Annotated in this window: 16 protein-coding genes; 8 read left to right on the top strand and 8 right to left on the bottom strand. The window is 65.8% G+C overall.

Features of this window, described 5'->3' with window-relative positions; genetic code table 11:
- The first annotated feature begins 101 nt into the window (after positions 1–101).
- Both QNN99_RS00280 and QNN99_RS00275 read left to right on the top strand, forming a co-directional pair.
- Complete coding sequence (locus tag QNN99_RS00280; RefSeq protein WP_229964433.1) at positions 102–1,253, top strand: TRAFAC clade GTPase domain-containing protein; 1,152 nt, start codon at positions 102–104, stop codon at positions 1,251–1,253.
- Between the two features lie 74 nt (positions 1,254–1,327).
- Complete coding sequence (locus tag QNN99_RS00275; protein WP_229964432.1) at positions 1,328–1,591, top strand: hypothetical protein; 264 nt, start codon at positions 1,328–1,330, stop codon at positions 1,589–1,591.
- Between the two features lie 138 nt (positions 1,592–1,729).
- Here the strand turns inward: QNN99_RS00275 and QNN99_RS00270 are convergent, their stop codons facing one another.
- Entirely contained in the window at positions 1,730–2,899 is a 1,170-nt protein-coding gene (locus QNN99_RS00270) for an SGNH/GDSL hydrolase family protein (protein WP_229964431.1), read from the bottom strand.
- Between the two features lie 200 nt (positions 2,900–3,099).
- On the opposite strand from QNN99_RS00270, the gene QNN99_RS00265 reads away from it, so the two are divergent.
- Complete coding sequence (locus QNN99_RS00265; protein ID WP_229964430.1) at positions 3,100–3,786, top strand: hypothetical protein; 687 nt, start codon at positions 3,100–3,102, stop codon at positions 3,784–3,786.
- A gap of 75 nt (positions 3,787–3,861) precedes the next feature.
- Here the strand turns inward: QNN99_RS00265 and QNN99_RS00260 are convergent, their stop codons facing one another.
- Positions 3,862–4,284, bottom strand: coding sequence for a VOC family protein (locus tag QNN99_RS00260; RefSeq protein ID WP_229964429.1), 423 nt, complete (start codon positions 4,282–4,284; stop codon positions 3,862–3,864).
- A 117-nt stretch (positions 4,285–4,401) separates the two neighbouring features.
- A complete protein-coding gene (locus QNN99_RS00255; RefSeq protein WP_442860448.1) occupies positions 4,402–4,947 on the bottom strand; it encodes a TetR/AcrR family transcriptional regulator in 546 nt (181 codons plus the stop codon).
- Positions 4,948–5,243: 296 nt separating this feature from the next.
- Between QNN99_RS00255 and QNN99_RS00250 the strand changes: the two genes are divergently transcribed.
- From QNN99_RS00250 to QNN99_RS00230, 5 genes are all read left to right on the top strand, one after another.
- On the top strand, positions 5,244–6,926 hold the full coding sequence (locus QNN99_RS00250; protein WP_229964427.1) for a class I adenylate-forming enzyme family protein: 1,683 nt from the start codon (positions 5,244–5,246) through the stop codon (positions 6,924–6,926).
- The gene (locus QNN99_RS00245) at positions 6,923–7,693 is read left to right on the top strand and encodes an SDR family oxidoreductase (protein ID WP_229964426.1); all 771 of its coding nucleotides are present in this window, start codon (positions 6,923–6,925) and stop codon (positions 7,691–7,693) included. The genes QNN99_RS00250 and QNN99_RS00245 overlap by 4 nt, the downstream gene beginning before the upstream one ends.
- A 22-nt stretch (positions 7,694–7,715) precedes the next feature.
- Positions 7,716–8,960, top strand: coding sequence for an acyl-CoA dehydrogenase family protein (locus QNN99_RS00240; protein ID WP_229964425.1), 1,245 nt, complete (start codon positions 7,716–7,718; stop codon positions 8,958–8,960).
- Entirely contained in the window at positions 8,957–10,054 is a 1,098-nt protein-coding gene (locus QNN99_RS00235; RefSeq protein WP_229964424.1) for a phosphotransferase family protein, read from the top strand. Before QNN99_RS00240 ends, QNN99_RS00235 begins: the two co-directional genes overlap by 4 nt.
- 88 nt (positions 10,055–10,142) lie before the next feature.
- Positions 10,143–11,456 (top strand): MFS transporter, encoded by a 1,314-nt coding sequence (locus QNN99_RS00230; RefSeq protein WP_229964423.1) that lies wholly within the window; start codon positions 10,143–10,145, stop codon positions 11,454–11,456.
- Positions 11,457–11,541: 85 nt separating this feature from the next.
- Here the strand turns inward: QNN99_RS00230 and QNN99_RS00225 are convergent, their stop codons facing one another.
- The 5 genes from QNN99_RS00225 to QNN99_RS00205 all read right to left on the bottom strand — a co-directional run bounded on the left by QNN99_RS00225 (position 11,542) and on the right by QNN99_RS00205 (position 17,055).
- Complete coding sequence (locus tag QNN99_RS00225; protein ID WP_229964422.1) at positions 11,542–11,910, bottom strand: SdpI family protein; 369 nt, start codon at positions 11,908–11,910, stop codon at positions 11,542–11,544.
- A 92-nt stretch (positions 11,911–12,002) separates the two neighbouring features.
- Complete coding sequence (gene mmsB, locus QNN99_RS00220) at positions 12,003–13,208, bottom strand: multiple monosaccharide ABC transporter permease (RefSeq protein WP_442860447.1); 1,206 nt, start codon at positions 13,206–13,208, stop codon at positions 12,003–12,005.
- Positions 13,205–14,752 carry a multiple monosaccharide ABC transporter ATP-binding protein gene (mmsA, locus tag QNN99_RS00215; protein WP_229965018.1) on the bottom strand — a complete coding sequence of 516 codons (1,548 nt, stop codon included), beginning with the start codon at positions 14,750–14,752 and terminating at the stop codon, positions 13,205–13,207. The genes mmsB and mmsA overlap by 4 nt, the downstream gene beginning before the upstream one ends.
- Positions 14,753–14,853: 101 nt before the next feature.
- Entirely contained in the window at positions 14,854–15,972 is a 1,119-nt protein-coding gene (gene chvE, locus QNN99_RS00210) for a multiple monosaccharide ABC transporter substrate-binding protein (protein WP_229964421.1), read from the bottom strand.
- Between the two features lie 300 nt (positions 15,973–16,272).
- Positions 16,273–17,055 carry an IclR family transcriptional regulator gene (locus tag QNN99_RS00205; protein WP_229964420.1) on the bottom strand — a complete coding sequence of 261 codons (783 nt, stop codon included), beginning with the start codon at positions 17,053–17,055 and terminating at the stop codon, positions 16,273–16,275.
- Positions 17,056–17,151: the final 96 nt, after the last annotated feature.

Genomic DNA, 17,151 nt, shown 5'->3' with positions numbered 1-17,151 from the left:
GCGAAGAATTCACTGACAGCAAGTAATTCCAGCCATACCTACAGAGCGCTAACAGACGTTTTCCACCCGAACCAACTCTAGAAGTTGTGTAAGCTCCTCAAATGCAACTAAGTAGAGCGCTAGAGCAGCACATCGCGGTCTTCGGCGAGAGCGGTAGCGGCAAAACCGTCATGATCTCTTCCTTTTACGGAGCCGCACAGGAGCCACAGTATCTGAAGAAGAGTCTGTTCAACGTCGTGGCGAACGAGACTGGCCAAGGCAATCGACTGCATCAAAACTACCTCGGCATGAGAGATTCAGCGCGCCTGCCCGCACCCACCCGATTCTCAGCCACTTCCTACTCTTTCTCAGTGAAGCCAAAGGAAGCGTTCGATGCTAAGGCGGTGAAGGCGAGACCCTCTGATGCCCTCCGCCTCGTTTGGCACGACTACCCGGGCGAGTGGTTCGAGGAGGATGTGAGCGGGGAAGAAGAAGCCAAGCGCAAGGTTGATACATTCAAGGCGTTGCTGGGTTCTGATGTAGCTCTACTGCTGGTGGACAGTCAGCGGTTGCTTGACCACTCAGGCGAGGAGGAACGGTACCTGAAATCGTTGCTGAGCAATTTCCGCAACGGATTGCTGTCGCTCAAAGACGATCTCTTGGACGATGGCAAGCCTCTTGTCGAGTTTCCACGTATCTGGGTCATGGCTCTCTCAAAGTCCGATCTGCTTCCCGAAATGGACGTGTTCAAGTTCAGGGATCTCCTCATAGAAAAGGCCGGTGATGACCTGGCCCAGCTACGGGAAGTGCTCGCCGGGCTGGTGGAAGCCAGTGACGCGTTGTCAGTCGGCGAGGACTTCGTACTGCTGTCGTCAGCCAAGTTCGGCTCAGACAAGATTGAGGTCACTGAGCGCGTTGGGCTGAAGCTAATCTTGCCCCTCGCGGCAATGCTCCCAATCGAGCGTCATGTCAGGTGGGCCGAGGCAAAGCAGATCCCAAGAAAAGTGGCCCAGAATCTGTTGGCTGGCGTTGGCCCTTTGGCCGCCGCGCTGATCGGGCGGAAAGGCCAGGCGCCCGGCCCAATAGGAAATCTGCTGCAGCATATTGGACCAAATCTTGTGAACGAAGCAGTCAAGTTGGCAGCGGATAAACTAAGGGGGATCAACTCCGAGGCTTTGGCAAGACAGGATTATTTGTCAGCAACGCTAACCGGGTTCCGGGCGGACTTGGACAAAGCAGAAGAAGATCAGGTCCTCCTCCGGAGCCGTAGGTGAGCCTGATCTGGGCCACTCGTGGGCGGAGTTGGGGTTTCCGATTTCTCCGCGATGGCGGAAACAAGGATCCTCTCGTGGTCTATGAAGAGGCCTTTGCGGGTGCAGGGGCTGAACCGGAGGTCTTTCACCGCGTCGCCGACATGGTGGCACTGCGTTTCCCAGATCCTTTGCAGCGCAAAGACAGGGCAGGCAGGATCATTCCCCATGATTTTGTCCTCTTCGGGGCCGAGGCCAACGACATCGGCTCAGTTGCGGATGGTCGTCGACTGGTCTGGCAACAAGTTGCCGACGAGTTTTCCCGGGTCTGGGAGTTATCCAAACCGCCCTCCGCCGGCTGATAGCTTGTGCGGGCGCGAGTCCTCACACCCTTGCCCGCCAAAGGGGATACAGAGTCTGTCGACCGTCGTCGTCGGGCAGGTAATCTCAAGCAGCAGCGCGCATCAGTCGGCGGCCAAGGCGTCCGTGCCTGGCTCCACTCAGGAGACAGTCTCAGCCGCGTTTACCTGCCCAAACGGTCCCTCCCCCGCAAACGCATACTCGGCAAAACGTTCCCCGATGATGCGATGTGCTGCAGTGTCCGGGTGCAGCGCGTCGGGCAGCGGGTGCACCTCAGCATCCTCGGCCCCGTAGAGACTCAGGCCGTCCAGGAAGAACAGATTCGGATCGTCAGCCCGGCGCTCCGCCAGCGACGCCAGCGCCTCGCGGATCACCCGAAGCGTCAGCTGGCCCGCAGCCACCCCGGCAGGATTGCCGGACGCCGTGAAGCGGATCTGATCCGTGCCGAACGATGCCGGATCGATGGCGCCCGGGCCGGGAGTGTCCTCGTGAATACCGCAGAAAATCGGCGAGATGAGCACCAAGGGTGTCTCCGGGTGTCCCTCACGGATGGTGTCGATGAACCCGTGCACGGCAGGCACGAACGAGCGCAGCCGCATGGAATCAAGGTTCACCACGTTGATGCCGAGCTTCACGCTGATGAAATCGGCCGGGGTATCGCGCATGACCTGGGCGGTGAACGGATCCACCAGCGCGCTTCCGCCCAGGCCGAGGTTGTGCAGCTCGACGCCGCCGATTCGGGCGGCAACCGCCGGCCAGATCTGCGTCGGGGTGGCCGCATTTGATCCGTGGCTGATGGAGCTGCCGTGGTGCAGCCAGACGGGCTTGCCCGAGGAATACGGCACCACCGGAGCGTCGGCGCGCAGTTCCAGCAGCTCGACGGACTCGTTGTGCGGCAGCCAGATCTCCACGACCTTCTCGCCCGGAGGCAGCCGGAGGTCGCTGGTGTGGGACGGGCCCTGGAAAGGGGTGCTCTCGCCGGTCGACATATCAACCTCGACGTAATCACCGCCCGTGAGTTCTTCGCTTTGGAGGAATTCGCCGTCGACCATCAGGTCCAGGCTGCCCCGGGGACGGTCCGCCCCGCGGTACACGACCCGGGTGGAATGCGTGACCATTTCGAGGGTTTGCGCCGTCGTGGACAGGACCAGCCGAACACCGGAGGGCTGGCCTTCGGCCATCAGCAGCTGCGGATCGGGAAAGCGGGTGCGGACCCAGGCCGGCAGCCGATGGGGTCGGAGTCCCCGGGCCGTTGTTTCAAAGTCTGCCGCTCCGACTACGAAGGAGGGCGTGATGGCAGTGGTGATCATGAAGGGTGCGTCTCTCAAAGTCCGGCGGTGGGCACTCACATTTTATGCCTGCGGTTCCGGTGATCCCGCCGGACACGTCTTCTCGGGGCCGAGAATCGGGCCTTCTGCTGCGCTAGGCTGGCGCTAGATTTCGAGCTGCCTACCGCAGGCGCCGAACCGCATCGCCGTTCAAAGCGAATTCACCACAGGGGGAACAAAAAATGAGTGAACCGACGCAGCCTTCCATCCAGCCCGGGCCCAATCCCGGGCCGTGGAATCAGGGCCAGCCGGGACAACAGGGCACCGGCGGCTATCCCGCTCCGGGTGCCCCCAGCGGCTACAGCTATCCCGCGCCGGCCGGTCAGCCGCAGGGCGGCTACGGATATCCGCAGAGCCCCGCCGGCCAGATGGTTCCCGCTCAGGAGCCGGCCCGCCCGCAGCAGGTGAACCTGGCCTTCTGGCTGCTGATCGGCAGCGCCGTCCTCGGACTGATCGCACTGCCCTTCGCCATTGCGTACGTGAATTCGCCCGAATACCTCGAGACCATGGAGGAAACCTTTCGCAACGCCGGGCTGCAGGTTGATTCCACGACCCTGGCCGCCAGCGTAGCGTCCGGCACGGCCTCCGCCGCTGTCTCCGGCATCATCGGCCTGGGCGTCAGGGTGGCTTTGGCCTTCCTCGTGCGGGCCGGTTTCAACTGGGCGCGCATCACCATCACGGTCTTTGCGGCCCTTTCCCTGATTGGACTGTTCGGGCTGTTCACTGCCGGGACGATGTCCGGCTTCCTCACACTGGCAGCGATGCTGGCCACCTTCGCGGCCGTGGTGCTGTTGTTTATGAAGCCTTCAAGCGAGTACTTCGCCCGGAAGAAGGCGTACCGGCAGGCCCAGAAGTTCGGCGGCTACTAGTCCACCGATCAAATAGCTTGGACGGTGGCGCGGACAGCTGCCACCGTCCAGGTCCTGCCCGGGTTTGTGCCCGGCTCAGCTCTCCGAGCCCGGCCCGTCGATGCTGATCATCCAGCTGGTGCCGAACTTGTCGGTCAGCATGCCGAACACATCCCCCCAGGGCGCGCGCTCCAGCGGCACGGTCATCTGTCCGCCGTCGAGCAGCTTGTCCCAGTAGCCGCGCAGCCGGTCGCCGTCGTCGCCGCTCAGCGCGATGGAGTAGCTGCTGCCCTCATCCAGCTCCATGCTGTTGGGCGTGTCCGAGGCCATCAGGACCAGGCCGCTGTCCGTGGTCAGCGAGGAGTGCATGATCTTGCTGCCCTCGGAAGGGTCATCGGCCATGTTCATCTCTGCGAATGTGCTGCTTTCCAAGGTTCCGCCGAAGACGCTCTGGTAGAACGCCATGGCCTCCTTGGCGTTGTCCCGGAAGCTGAGGTAGGGATTCAGGGTGGTGGACATAGCGATCTCCTAAGAACTCCGTGGGATGGGTCTTTCCGTACGCCGCCAGATTAAGCGCTGGCAGGGGCGCGGAGGAAGAGATCGCCACCGTCTCCGGAGAGGCACGACCCGATCGGTTTACCTGCCCACAGCCATGCTGCTGATTTCCCGGTACCGCTCGACCAGCTGCTCAGGCGTCAGCGCCCCGCCGGGCCGGAACCACTGGGCAACACCGGTGCACATGGTAATGACCGCCATGCTGGCCTCCCGCGGAAAACGGGTGGTGAACACCCCGGTTTTGGCCCCCTGTTCAACAACCGCATTCATCAGCCCCTGCTGGCGGTCACGGGCCGCAATGTGCTCCGAGTGGGCGGAGCCGTCCAGGCTCCGGATCTCGCTGAACGCAATGAAGGCCAGCTCCGTCCGCCGGGCATGAAAGAGCACCAGGCATTCGACCAGGGAATCGAACTGGTCCGAGACGGATTCTCCGGCTTCGGCCAGCGCCTGTTCGCTGCGCAGCCACAGGTCGGACATCGCATGCGAGGTAATGGCCACCAGCAGCGCGTGCTTGGACGGATAGTGGTGATACAGCCCGGGGACGGACAGTCCGCACCGGGCCGCAACCTGGCGGATGGTTGTGCCGTGATAGCCGTGCTCCATGAAGCACTCCAGGGCGCTGGCCAAGATCGGCGACAGGTCATCCGGTGCGTAGGTTCGCCAATCCGACCCTCCGTTTCGAGCCGGCAAAGCAGCGCCCGGGGACGGAACCGGTTCCCCTTTTCGCTCTGTGCGTGACATTTCTTCCCTTCGAACTACCTGTTTTTGGGCCTTGACAGTCCACGTGTCCTAGCTCACACTAATGCTACCGAGCGATCGCTCGGTAAGCGATCCCCTTCCGGGTCCCCCCAGATCGACATGGAAGCGAGCACGCAGTGGATGCCAGTGTGACTCCCAGATCAACCAGCCTTCATCCTTCCGGTTTGTCCTCCCCCTTTGAAATCCACGCCCAGTCAGTGGTGGAGGCCTGGCGGCGACGGGTTCAAGGGAATCCCCAAGGAACCGCCATTGCCTACTTCGACCAGACCCTAACCGCTGCGCAGCTGGACGAATTGTCCGATGCGTTCGCCGCAGCCCTGCAAAACCGCGGCGTGGGCCACGGTGACCGCATCGGGATCCAGCTGCAGAACATCCCCCAATATGCCATCTCCTTCCTTGCCCTGTGGAAGCTGGGAGCAACGGCAGTGCTGCTGAACCCCATGTACAAGGGCCGGGAGCTGCGCCATCTCATCGATGACTCCCGCTCCACGGGGATCATCGCCGAAGACACGCTCTACCCAGCCACTGCCGACACCGTCGCCGGCAGCTCCGTGCAATGGATCGTGACGACGTCGGGACTGGAGTACCAGAGCCGCAACGATCCGCGGGTCTTCCCCAAAACAGAGCCGCTGGAACCCTCGCCGGACGGCGACATGGCGGAGCTGATCAGTGCCTTTGCCGGCCGCTCCCCCGCCGGCCTGGCACCGGGGTCCGCCGGCCTGGCACCGGGGTCCGCCGGCCTGGCACCGGGGTCCGCCGGGACGACGCCGGGGCCCGACGACGTGGCGCTGCTGAGTTACACCTCCGGAACCACCGGGCCGCCCAAGGGCGCCATGAACACGCACCGAAACGTCCTCAACGTGGCGGCCACCTCGGCCGCTTGGATGGGGCTGCAGCCCGGCGACCGGGTGCTGGCCGTTGCTCCGCTGTTCCACATCACCGGTGCCGTGCTCGGCGCCGCCGCTCCCCTGCTCCAGGACACCACGCTGGTCTTCATCAACCGCACCCATCCCGCCGTCGTCGTCGACGCCATAGCCGAGCACAAGGTCACCTGCACCACGGGCTCCATCACCGTCTTCAATGCCATCTATCAGATCCCCGGCGCAACCGCCGAGCACTTTGCCTCGATCCGGACGCTGTATTCCGGCGGTGCCCCCATTCCGCCGGCCACGGTCGAGGGCTTCCGGGCGCGGTTCGGAAAGTACATCCACAACATTTACGGCATGACCGAGACGACGTCGGGCGTCATCGCCGTGCCGCCCGGCGTCGACGCCCCCGTGGATCCGGCCAGCGGCAGCCTGTCCATCGGCCTTCCGCTGCCCAACGTCACCGTCCGGATCATCGATGCGGACGGAAATCCGCTGCCCGCCGGTGAGCAGGGCGAACTGGAACTGGCCGGGCCGCAGATTGTTCCGGGCTACTGGAACAATCCCGAGGCCACCGCCCGGACCATGCCCGGCGGCCGGCTCCGGACCGGGGACGTGGCCGTGGTGGATGCGGACGGCTGGGTCTACATCGTGGACCGGCTCAAGGACCAAATCAACGTGTCCGGCTTCAAGGTGTGGCCCCGGGAGGTCGAGGACGTGCTCTACGAGCACCCCGCGGTCTTTGAGGCCGCCGTCGTCGGACAGCCCGACCCGTACCGCGGCGAGACGGTGGTCGCCTACGTCTCGCTGAAGCCCGGGCACACACTCACCGAGGAGGAAGTCATCGAGTTCACCAAGCAGCGCCTCGCCGCCTACAAATACCCCCGGATCGTCCATGTCATCGAGGACCTGCCCAAGACGCAGACCGGCAAGATCCGCCGGAAAGTGCTCCGCGACTCACCCTTGGAGGGACAGGCATGAGCGGCGGGGGCGAACTCGACGGAAAAACCGCGCTCGTCACCGGCGCCAGCCGGGGCATCGGCCTGGCCATCGCCCGCGACCTCGTGGCCCACGGAGCCCGGGTCTGCATCACCGCCCGGAGCGCAGGACCGCTGGAAGAGGCGGCGGCCGGCTTCCCGGCCGGCTCCGTCATCGCCGTCGCGGGAAAGTCCGACGACGCCGTCCACCGGGCGACAGCGCTGGACACGGTGGCGGAGGCCTTCGGCGGGCTGGACATCCTGGTGAACAACGCCGGCATCAACCCGGTCTTCGGGCCGCTCGTCGACCTGGACCTGGCCGCAGCCCGCAAGGTCTTCGAGGTCAATGTCCTGGGAACCCTGGCCTGGGTGCAGGACACCGTTCACCATCCCGGCCTGAGGTTCCGCGAGCGCCGCGGAGTGGTGGTCAACCTGTCCTCCGTCACCGCCGACACGCCCTCCCCGGGGATCGGGCTCTACGGCATCAGCAAGGCCGCCGTCTCCCACCTCACCCGCTCCCTCGCCGTCGAACTCGGCCCGGAAATCCGCGTCAACGCCGTCTCCCCCGCAGTCGTCAAAACCCAGTTCTCCAAAGCCCTGTACGAGGGCCGGGAGGACGAAGTGGCCAGCGGCTACCCCCTCGGCCGCCTCGGCACTCCCGAGGACATCGCCTCGGCCGTCACCTACCTCGCCTCCGCAGAATCGGCATGGACCACCGGGCAGATCCTCACGCTGGACGGCGGCCTGATGGTTGCCGGCGGCACGGCCTGACCCGCCCCGAAAGGACACAGTTATGACCGCAGCAGCCCACACCCCGGACACGGTGGAAGCACTCCGCCGGCGCACCCGGGACTTCATCCGGCAAACCGTCCTTCCCGCCGAACCCGCACCGGGCCAGCGGATGGACCAGGCCACCCGCGACCGGCTGCAGCAGGCCGCCAAGGACGCCGGAGTGTTTGCACCCCACGTACCGCAGGAATACGGCGGCCAGGGCGTTCCCATCCAGTGGTGGTCGGTCATTTTCCAGGAGGCCGGCTATTCACCCATCGGACCCGCCGCGCTCAACTGCATGGCGCCGGACGAGGGCAACATGCACCTGCTCGAGCTCATCGGCACCGCAGAGCAAAAGCGCCGCTTCCTGGCGCCGCTGGCCTCCGGAGAGATCCGCTCCTGTTTCGGCATGACCGAACCGCACCCCGGAGCCGGGTCGGATCCGGCGGCCCTGCTGACGTCCGCGGAGTTCGACGGCGAGCGGTGGGTGATCAACGGCCACAAGCGCTTCATCAGCGGAGCGGTTGGCGCCGGCTTCTGCATCGTCATGGCCCGCACCGAGGCAACCAACGACGCCGCTGCCGGGGCAACCATGTTCCTCGTGGACATGGACCATCCGGGGGTGCGGGTCGGAGAGCCCATCCACACCATTGACCGCACCATCGACGGCGGCCATCCGCACCTGCATTTCGAGGACTGCGCCGTGTCCCCGGATGCGGTGCTGGGCGGGGTGGGCCTCGGGTTCACGTACGCCCAGGTGCGGCTGGGACCCGCCCGGCTCACGCACTGCATGCGCTGGCTCGGCCTGGCCCGGCGCTCCCTGGACATCGCACTGGACCGGGCGGAGCGGCGCGAACTCTTCGGCTCTCCCCTGAAGAACCTCGGCCTGGCCCAGGAGCTCATCGCCCAGTGCGAGATTGACATCGAAACCTCTGACGCGATCATCACCCGGACCGCCCAGCTGCTGGCAACCGATCCGAAGGCCGGTTCCGCCCTGTCCTCCATCGCCAAGGTGCATTGTTCCGAAGCGGTGTTCCGGGTGATCGACCGCTGCATCCAGATCTGCGGCGGCGACGGCGTTTCCGACGGCCTGCCGCTCGCCCAGTACCTCAGCGAGGTACGGCCCTTCCGGATTTACGACGGCGCCAACGAGACCCACAAGTGGGCCATCGCCCGCCGTGCCTCCTCGCGCAGGCGCAAGGCCGTGGAAGCGGGCGAACCCTATTTGGGCGATGCCGCGGTTCGGGCCGGGGCGGAGGCCCGATGAGCATGCAGACCGGCATGAAGCCCGACGGCGTGGAGGTGGTCATGACGACGGCGGAGGCCCGTGCCCTTCCCAGCCCTCCGCTGCTCATCCTGGATGCGGTGACCGCGTTCTTCGACGAACAGGGACTGGGCGCCGGACCGCTGGCCTGGGAACGGATCGGCGACGGCCAATCGAACATCACGTACCGGATCCAACGCGGAGACCAGACGTATGTGCTCCGCCGCGGCCCCCGGCCGCCGCTGCCGCCCTCCACCCACGACATGGTGCGGGAAGCGCGGATCCAGCAGCTCCTGCACGCCGAGGGTGTGCTCGTTCCCCGGATCCTGGCCGTCTGCTCGGACGAGTCGGTGCTGGGGGTGCCCTTCTACGTCATGTCTTTTGTGGAGGGGGTGGTGATCACCGATGCGGCCCCGCCGGCCCTGACCCCGGCGGTGCAGCGGGAGGCAACCAGCCGCGCCGTCGTCGATACCCTGGCCCAGCTGCACCGGGTGGACGTGAGCCGGCCGGGACTGGCCGAACTGGGCCGGCCGGAGGGTTATCTGGAGCGGCAGGTTCGGCGCTTTTCCGGCCTGTGGGACACCAACACCACCCGGCATCTGCCGCAGGTACAGGATCTGGCCCGGTGGCTGGAGACCAACCGGCCGGATTCCCAGGGCGTGTCTGTGGTCCACGGCGACTACCGCATGGGAAACCTCCTGTTCGGCGGTTCCGCGCCCGCCGCCGTGCTGGGGATCCTGGACTGGGAGATGGCCACTCTGGGTGATCCGCTGGCGGACCTGGGTTATCTGACCGCCACCTACTCGGATGCGGCGAGCGCCCCCACGGTCATGGAGCTGACGCCGGTCACCCGTGAGCCCGGCTACTGGAGCAGGGCCCAGCTGGTGGACCGGTACGCGGAACAGACCGGACTCGAGATGGCCGCGCTGCCCTGGTACCAGGTGCTGGCCCTGTGGAAGTCGGCAATTTTCTGCGAAGCAATCTACACCCGCTGGCTCCAGGGCGAGCGGCCGGGCGACGAGGTCTTCGGCCCGTCGCTGGAAACCGGAGTCCCCCACCTGCTGCAGCAGGCGGCCCGGCACATGCACGACCTGTAGCCCCACCACGCCATCCCATCGATAGAGCCCGTCCCGTCCCATCCGTCCGCAGAACCCCTCACTGTCTGAGCGGCAAAGGAGCCCCAGCATGTCAGCACAATCGTCCTCCATCCCAGCGTCCGGCGCGGCCGTAGCCCCGGCCGGCAGATCCAAAAAGCACTCCCTGGCGGCCAGCACCGTCGGCAACATCCTCGAGTGGTACGAGTGGAGCGCCTACGCCGTCTTCGCGCCCTTCATAGCCGCGGCCATGTTCAATCCGGACGATCCGGTGTCGGCGCTGCTGTCCACCCTGGCCGTGTTCGCCGTCGGCTTCCTGATGCGTCCGCTGGGCGGCATCGTGTTTGGCCGGATCGCGGATAAGAAGGGACGGAAGTTTGTCCTTATCACCACCATGCTGATGATGGCCGGCGGCTCCTTGGTCATCGGCCTGATGCCCACCTACGCCACGGTCGGCGTCTGGGCCTCCGTCATTCTGCTCCTGGCCCGCGTCGGCCAGGGCTTTGCCCACGGCGGCGAGTCCGCCACCGCCAACACCTACGTGGCCGAGATTGCCCCCGCGAACCGCCGGGGCATGTGGGGCAGCATTGTCTTCGTCGCGATTTTCGCCGGATCGGTGCTGGCCTACACCGTGGGCGGAACGGTCACGGCAGTGCTCGAAGAGAGTGAAGTGGCTGCTTGGGGCTGGCGGATCCCGTTCATCCTGGGCGCTTTCCTGGCCCTGGCTGCCCTCTACCTGCGCAAGGGGATGGACGAGAGCGACGTCTTCCACGAGGAAAACAACGCCCAGGCCGCCGACCAGCCGACGCCCCTGGCCCGCAAGCAGGTGGTCCGGTCGGTCCTGCTGATGATCGCAATGACCTCAGGCATCACCGCCGCCCACTACACCTGGACCTCCTACGCCTCCACCTACGCCATCACGCAGCAGGGAATGTCCGCCTCGAGCGCCTACTGGTCCTCCGTCATTGCCCAGCTGATTGCGCTCTGTTCCCTTCCGTTCTGGGGCCGCCTGTCCGACAAGGTGGGCCGCCGGCCGATGATGATCGGCTTCGCCGCCGTCATGATCCTGGTCCAGCTGCCGCTGATGGGGATGATCTCCTCCGAGCCCTGGACCCTGCTGGTCGCCGCGTCCCTTGCCCTGCTGGTGGTCGCCGTTCCGGGCGCCCTGCTGGCTGCCACGCTGTCCGAAAACTTCCCCACCAAGGTGCGCACCCAGAGCATTGGCTTTGCGTATTCCATCTCCGTGGCCGTCTTCGGCGGCACGGCGCCCTATCTGAATGCGCTGCTGATCGAGTTGGGGGTGGGCTGGCTGTCGAGCGTCTACATCATGTTCCTGTGCGCATGCACCGCGGTGGCCGTGTGGCTGATGCCCGAAACCAAGGGGATTGACCTCAAGGACGCCTGACCCGCGGGCAAGCAAACACCGTGACCGGACACCAGGGCCGGCAGTCCTGAGGCCGGGCAGCTCCTGCCCGGCCTCAGCTGCGCATCTAGGCGCCGACGGCGCGCGCGGCGCCGTTCGCAGCTGCCGCGGAACGGAGGACGATTGCCACCTGAACTACGAGCGTCAGGGAAGCCACGCCGATACCCCATGCCCCGCCCGCCGTGAACTGCACAACCAGGGCAGCCAGCACGCCGACGCCGGTCACGGGCCACATCTTCTTCACCACCGGAAGGGCAGCCCGGTGCCCGGCAGTCCATGCTTCGTCCGAGGCCTTGGTGTACCGGGTACGGATCCCGGCGACGCCGTTCGGGCCCATCAGGCCGTCGGCGGCCTGCCGTGTCATGGCAACGCAGAGGCCCGGCAGGAAAATCAGGGCGAACAGCAGCGGGATCAAGCCGCCGAGCTCCTCAGACATGGCCCGCCGCCCCTCCGGTGCCCCACACCGACAGCACCGATATCTCGTCTTTCCGCAAAGTCATGCTCCCGAATCTATCGGAGAAACAGACCCTAACGCACACTCCGCCGCCGGCTGAACCCGAACGCCACCGCGAGCAGCAGCACCAGACCCTTGATGATCTGCTGCCACGCCGCGTCCACGGACAGGATGGACAGCCCCTGGTTCAGCACGCCCATCACCAGGCCGCCGATCACCGCGCCAATCACGGTGCCCACCCCGCCCTGCACCGACGCCCCGCCGATGAACACCGCGGCAATGGCATCCAGCTCGAACCCCGCGCCGGCCGCGGCCACCGCTCCCCCGGCCCGCGAGGTGGCGACCACGCCGGCCAGCCCGGCGAGGAATCCCATGTTCACGAAGATGAAGAAGTTCACCCACTGCGTCTTCACGCCGGACATCATCGCGGCGTTCAGGTTCCCGCCCATCGCGTAGATGTGCCGGCCGAACACGGTGCGGGTGAGCAGGAACGAATACGCCAGCACCAGCACGGCCAGCGTGATCAGGATGAACGGCGTGCCCCGGTTGTACGCCAGCAGATAGCAGAGGTACATGATGGCCACCACGGCCACGCCGATCTTGAACCAGAAGGACAGCGCCCGCTCGCGCGGCAGGCCCAGCCGGACCAGATTGCCGCGGCTGCGCAGCTGCTGCACAATCACCGCCACCGAGGCAACGGCGCCGATGCCCAGGGTGATCAGGTCCGGAGTGCCAGTGGTGGGCAGAGTGCCGGAACTGATCGCCACGTACGGCCGCGGCAGCCCGCTGACCGTGCCACCGGACAGCAGCACCAGGGCCAGGCCGCGGAAGATCAGCATCCCGGCCAGCGTGACAATGAACGCCGGGATCCCCACAAACGCCACCCAAAAGCCCTGCCACGCACCGATCAGGGCGCCAACGACGAGCGCCAGCGCGACGGCGCCCCACCAGGGCAGGCCCCAGTCGTTCATCGACAGCGCGGCCACGGCACCGACCACCGCCACCACCGACCCCACGGACAGGTCGATGTGCCCGGCGATGATCACCATGACCATGCCGATGGCCAGGATCAGCACGTATGCGTTCTGCTGGATCAGGTTGGACACGTTGCCCGGGTAGAGCAGCCGGCCACCGGTGAGGATCTGGAAGAGCACGATGATGACGACGAGCGCGGCCAGGATGCCGTACTGCCGCAGGTCCACCCCGCGGCGCTTTTTCGACGTCGTGCCCGCGCGCGGCGGAAGCGGGGCCTTCGCCTGTTCTGAGGTGGTGGTGGTCACGAGGCTTGTGCTCCTTGGGTCCGGGCGGCGGTCATGTGGCGCATCAGTTCCTCCTGGGTCGCGTCGGCGTGCTGCACCTCGGCGGTGAGCCGGCCCTCGGCGATGGTGTAGATGCGGTCGGCTAGCCCGATCAGCTCGGGCAGCTCGCTGGAAATCACGATGACGGCTTTGCCCTGCGCCGCCAGCTCGTTGATGATCCCGTAGATCTCAAATTTGGCGCCGACGTCGATTCCGCGCGTCGGCTCGTCGAGGATCAGCACATCCGGACCGGAATAGATCCACTTGCTGAGCACGACTTTCTGCTGATTGCCGCCGGAGAGGTTCCCGACCAGCGAGGACACCGACTGCGTTTTGATGTTCATCCGCTGCCGGTAATCGTCGGCGACGGCGTATTCCCGGTTGCGGTCGATGATGCCCAGCTTCGCGAGCCGGCGCAGCGCAGCGGCGGAGATGTTGACGGTGACGCTGCCGATCAGGTTCAGCCCGTAGCGCTTGCGGTCCTCGCTGACGTAGGCGATGCCGTTGCGGATGGCCTCCCCCACGGTCCGGGTGCGGATTTCCGCCCCGTCCTTGAACACCCGGCCGGAGATCCCGGCGCCGTAGGAGCGGCCGAAAATGCTCATCGCCAGCTCGGTGCGCCCGGCCCCCATCAGCCCGGCGAAGCCCACAATCTCTCCGGCACGGACAAAGAAAGACGCGTGGTCGACGACGACGCGGTCCACGTCGATCGGATGGTGCACGGTCCAGTCCTCGACCCGGAACTTCTCCGCGCCGATGTCCGGTTCCCGCTCCGGAAACTGGGAATCCAGCGGCCGGCCCACCATGTTCCGGATTATGCGGGTCTCGATGTCGTCGGTGTCCTCCACCTCGAACGTCTCGATGGTGAGGCCGTCGCGGATGACGGTGACGACGTCGGCGATCGCCCGGATCTCCTTGATCTTGTGGGAAATGATGATCGAGGTGATGCCCTGCCCGCGGAGCTGGTCGATCAGCCCGAGCAGGTGCGCCGAATCGCCGTCGTTCAGTGCTGCGGTGGGCTCGTCCAGGATCAGGATCTTCACTTCCTTGGAGAGCGCCTTGGCGATCTCCACCAGCTGCTGCTTGCCGACGCCGAGCTCGAGGATCTTCGTGGCCGGGTTTTCATCCAGACCCACACGCTCGAGCAGTGCCGCGGCCTGCAGGTTCGTCTGGTTCCAGTCGATCACTCCCCCGCGCTGCACCTCGTTGCCCAGGAAAATGTTCTCCGCGATGGACAGGTACGGGCTCAGCGCCAGCTCCTGATGGATGATCACAATCCCGTCCCGCTCACTGTCGTTGATCGACCCGTAGCTGACCGGCCTGCCCTCCAGCGTGATCGTGCCCTCGAAGCTGCCGTGCGGATACACGCCGCTGAGCACCTTCATCAGCGTGGATTTGCCGGCGCCGTTCTCGCCGCAGATGGCGTGCACGCCGCCGCGCTCCACTTCCAGCGAAACGCCGTCGAGCGCTTTGATGCCGTGGAATTCCTTCACAATGCCGTCCATGGAAAGGATGACGTCATTCATGCCGTTCTCGTTTCGCTGCAGGGAAGTGGTGTCCACGGACGGTGCCTTCCGGGGCGGGCGCGGAGCGGCCGCGTCCCGCCCCGGAGGCGGCGAAGCGGCAGTTACAGCCCGACGTCGTCAGCGGTGACGAAGCCGGAGTCCACCAGCACGGACTGGACGTCGTCCTTGACCACAACCTGCGGCTCCAGGATGTAGGTGGGCACCACGAAGACGCCGTTGTTGTAGGTCTCGGTGTCGTTGACCTCCACGTCTTCACCGGCCACGATCGCCTCGATCATGGTGTCGACCTGGGCGCCGAGCTCGCGGGTGTCCTTCCAGACGGTCATCGACTGGCGGTCGGCGAGCATCGCCTTCACGTTGGCGGCGTCGGCGTCCTGGCCGGTGATGAGCGGCCAGTCGGTGCCCGGGGTGTAACCGGCCGCTTCCAGCGAGGATTCGATGCCCAGCGCCAGGCTGTCATTGGGCGAAAGCACGACGTCGACCTTCTCACCGCCGGTGTAGAACGACTGCAGGCGGTTGTCCATCTCGGACTGCGCGTCGGCCGATTTCCAGCCGAGGATGCCGATGGAGGTCCACCCCTCGTTGCTCTCCGGGGATTTGTCGGAGGGCACCACAAGCTGGCCGCTCTCGACGTACGGAAGCAGCACGTCCCAGGCGCCGGCGAAGAAGAAGGCGGCGTTGTTGTCATCCGGGCTGCCGGCGAAGGGTTCCAGGTTGTAGGGGCCCTCACCCTCGGCCAGGGCCAGCTCCTCCTCGATGAATTCTCCCTGCAGCTGCCCCACCTTGTAGTTGTCGAAGGTCGCGTAGTAGTCCACGGCCTCGGTGCCGTTGATCAGCCGGTCGTAGGCGATGACGGTGATGTCCTGCTCCTTTGCGCTTTCCAGCGTGGGGCCGAGGGTTTCACCGTCGATGGCCGCGACGACGAGGATCTTCGCGCCGCCGGCGATCTGGTTCTGGATCTGGCTGATCTGCTGGTCCGTCTCGTCTTCGGCGTACTGCAGGTCAACGTCGCAGTTCCTGGCTTCGAGCTTTTCCTTCAGGCCCTCGCCGTCGTTGATCCAGCGTTCCAGGCTGCGCGTGGGCATCGAGATGCCGACGCTGCAGGCGGCGGCTTCGCCTTCGCCGTCCTCGGTGTTGGATCCCGCCGGAGCGCAGGCCGCCAGGCCGGCTGCCAGTCCGAGGGTGAGAAAGAGGGTTGATGCGTGCTTGATTCGGGTCATGGTTGCTGCCTTTGAAAAAGGATCCGGCCGCGGCGGGCAGCTCCCGGGCATCACGCCGGCGGAAACGGCGAAATGTCACTGGATGGCCGTGGGGCTGAATCGAGCGGATACAACGCTGTAGCGCCCGGTCGACGGCGACCGTCAACAATCTGCAGGCGAGGACAAGAGTCCCACTGCCCGGCCGGTTGAACAAGAGAAATGAACACAGTTATGCAATCGCAATTCCGCATCCGGGTAGGCCGTGCGGGGCTGGCCGGCCTGCGCCGTTTGGGGCTCCACGGAGCTGGCGGTGACAGGCGCTCACCGCCCGTAAAGACCGGGCACGGAACGGAGCACCATCGAAATCTCGTGGGCGGTCCCCCGCAGCAGCAGGCCGAGGCCTCCCGTCCGCACGAGATCCGCGGACGCCGGCACCGACACGGCCACCGAGCCCACCGTCTGGCCGTTGCCGTTGCAGACCGCCACGGCCATGCAGCTCGTGCCGGAAAGGTACTCCTCGATTTCCGTTGCCAGCCCCTCGCGGGCCACGCGGCGCACCTGGGCAATCAGTTCCTCTTCATCCGTGATGGTGCGCGGCGTCCGTGCGGCCATGCCAAACCGGCGCAGGAACCGGCGCTGCTCCGGCTCAGGCAACCCCGCCAGCAGGATTTTCCCGAAGGCCGTGGCATGGAGGGCTCCGGCAAAGCCCGATTGCGGAACCGGAATCCGCGGATGCTCCGGAGAATCCGCCACGTGGGCCACCACCACCTCGTTTCCCCAGTGCACCGCGTAGTAGGCGGCCGCCCCGGCAGTCTCGTGCAGGTTGGCGACCAGCCGCGCCACCGTGCGCGACGTACCCATCTGCCGATGCAGCGCACCGCCCAGCCGGTGCAGCTGATAGCCCAGGACATACCGGCCCTCGGACTTTCGGTGCACCACATAACCGGCGTCGCCCAGAGCCGCCAGGAGCCGGTAGGTGGTGGCCACCGGGAGGCCGAGCGCCGTCGAAATCTCCTTGGCGGTCGCGCCTCGGGCATCGGCTGCCACCGCCTCCAGGACATGCAGCGCCTTGTTCAGGGAACCCATGGTCAGCATCGATTCCATACCGTCCCCCGCCCTTGGTTTCCCACTCTCTGGTAACGCATCTTTACCGAACGTTCGGCGGATGAGAAGAGTGAGTACCGGCAACGAGGCCGTCCG

Origin of the sequence: Arthrobacter sp. zg.Y820, assembly GCF_030125555.1 — a bacterium.
Lineage (GTDB): Bacteria > Actinomycetota > Actinomycetes > Actinomycetales > Micrococcaceae > Arthrobacter_B.
The sequence above is the reverse complement of the archived record's forward strand: the minus strand, read 5'-3'. Positions and strand labels throughout refer to the sequence as shown.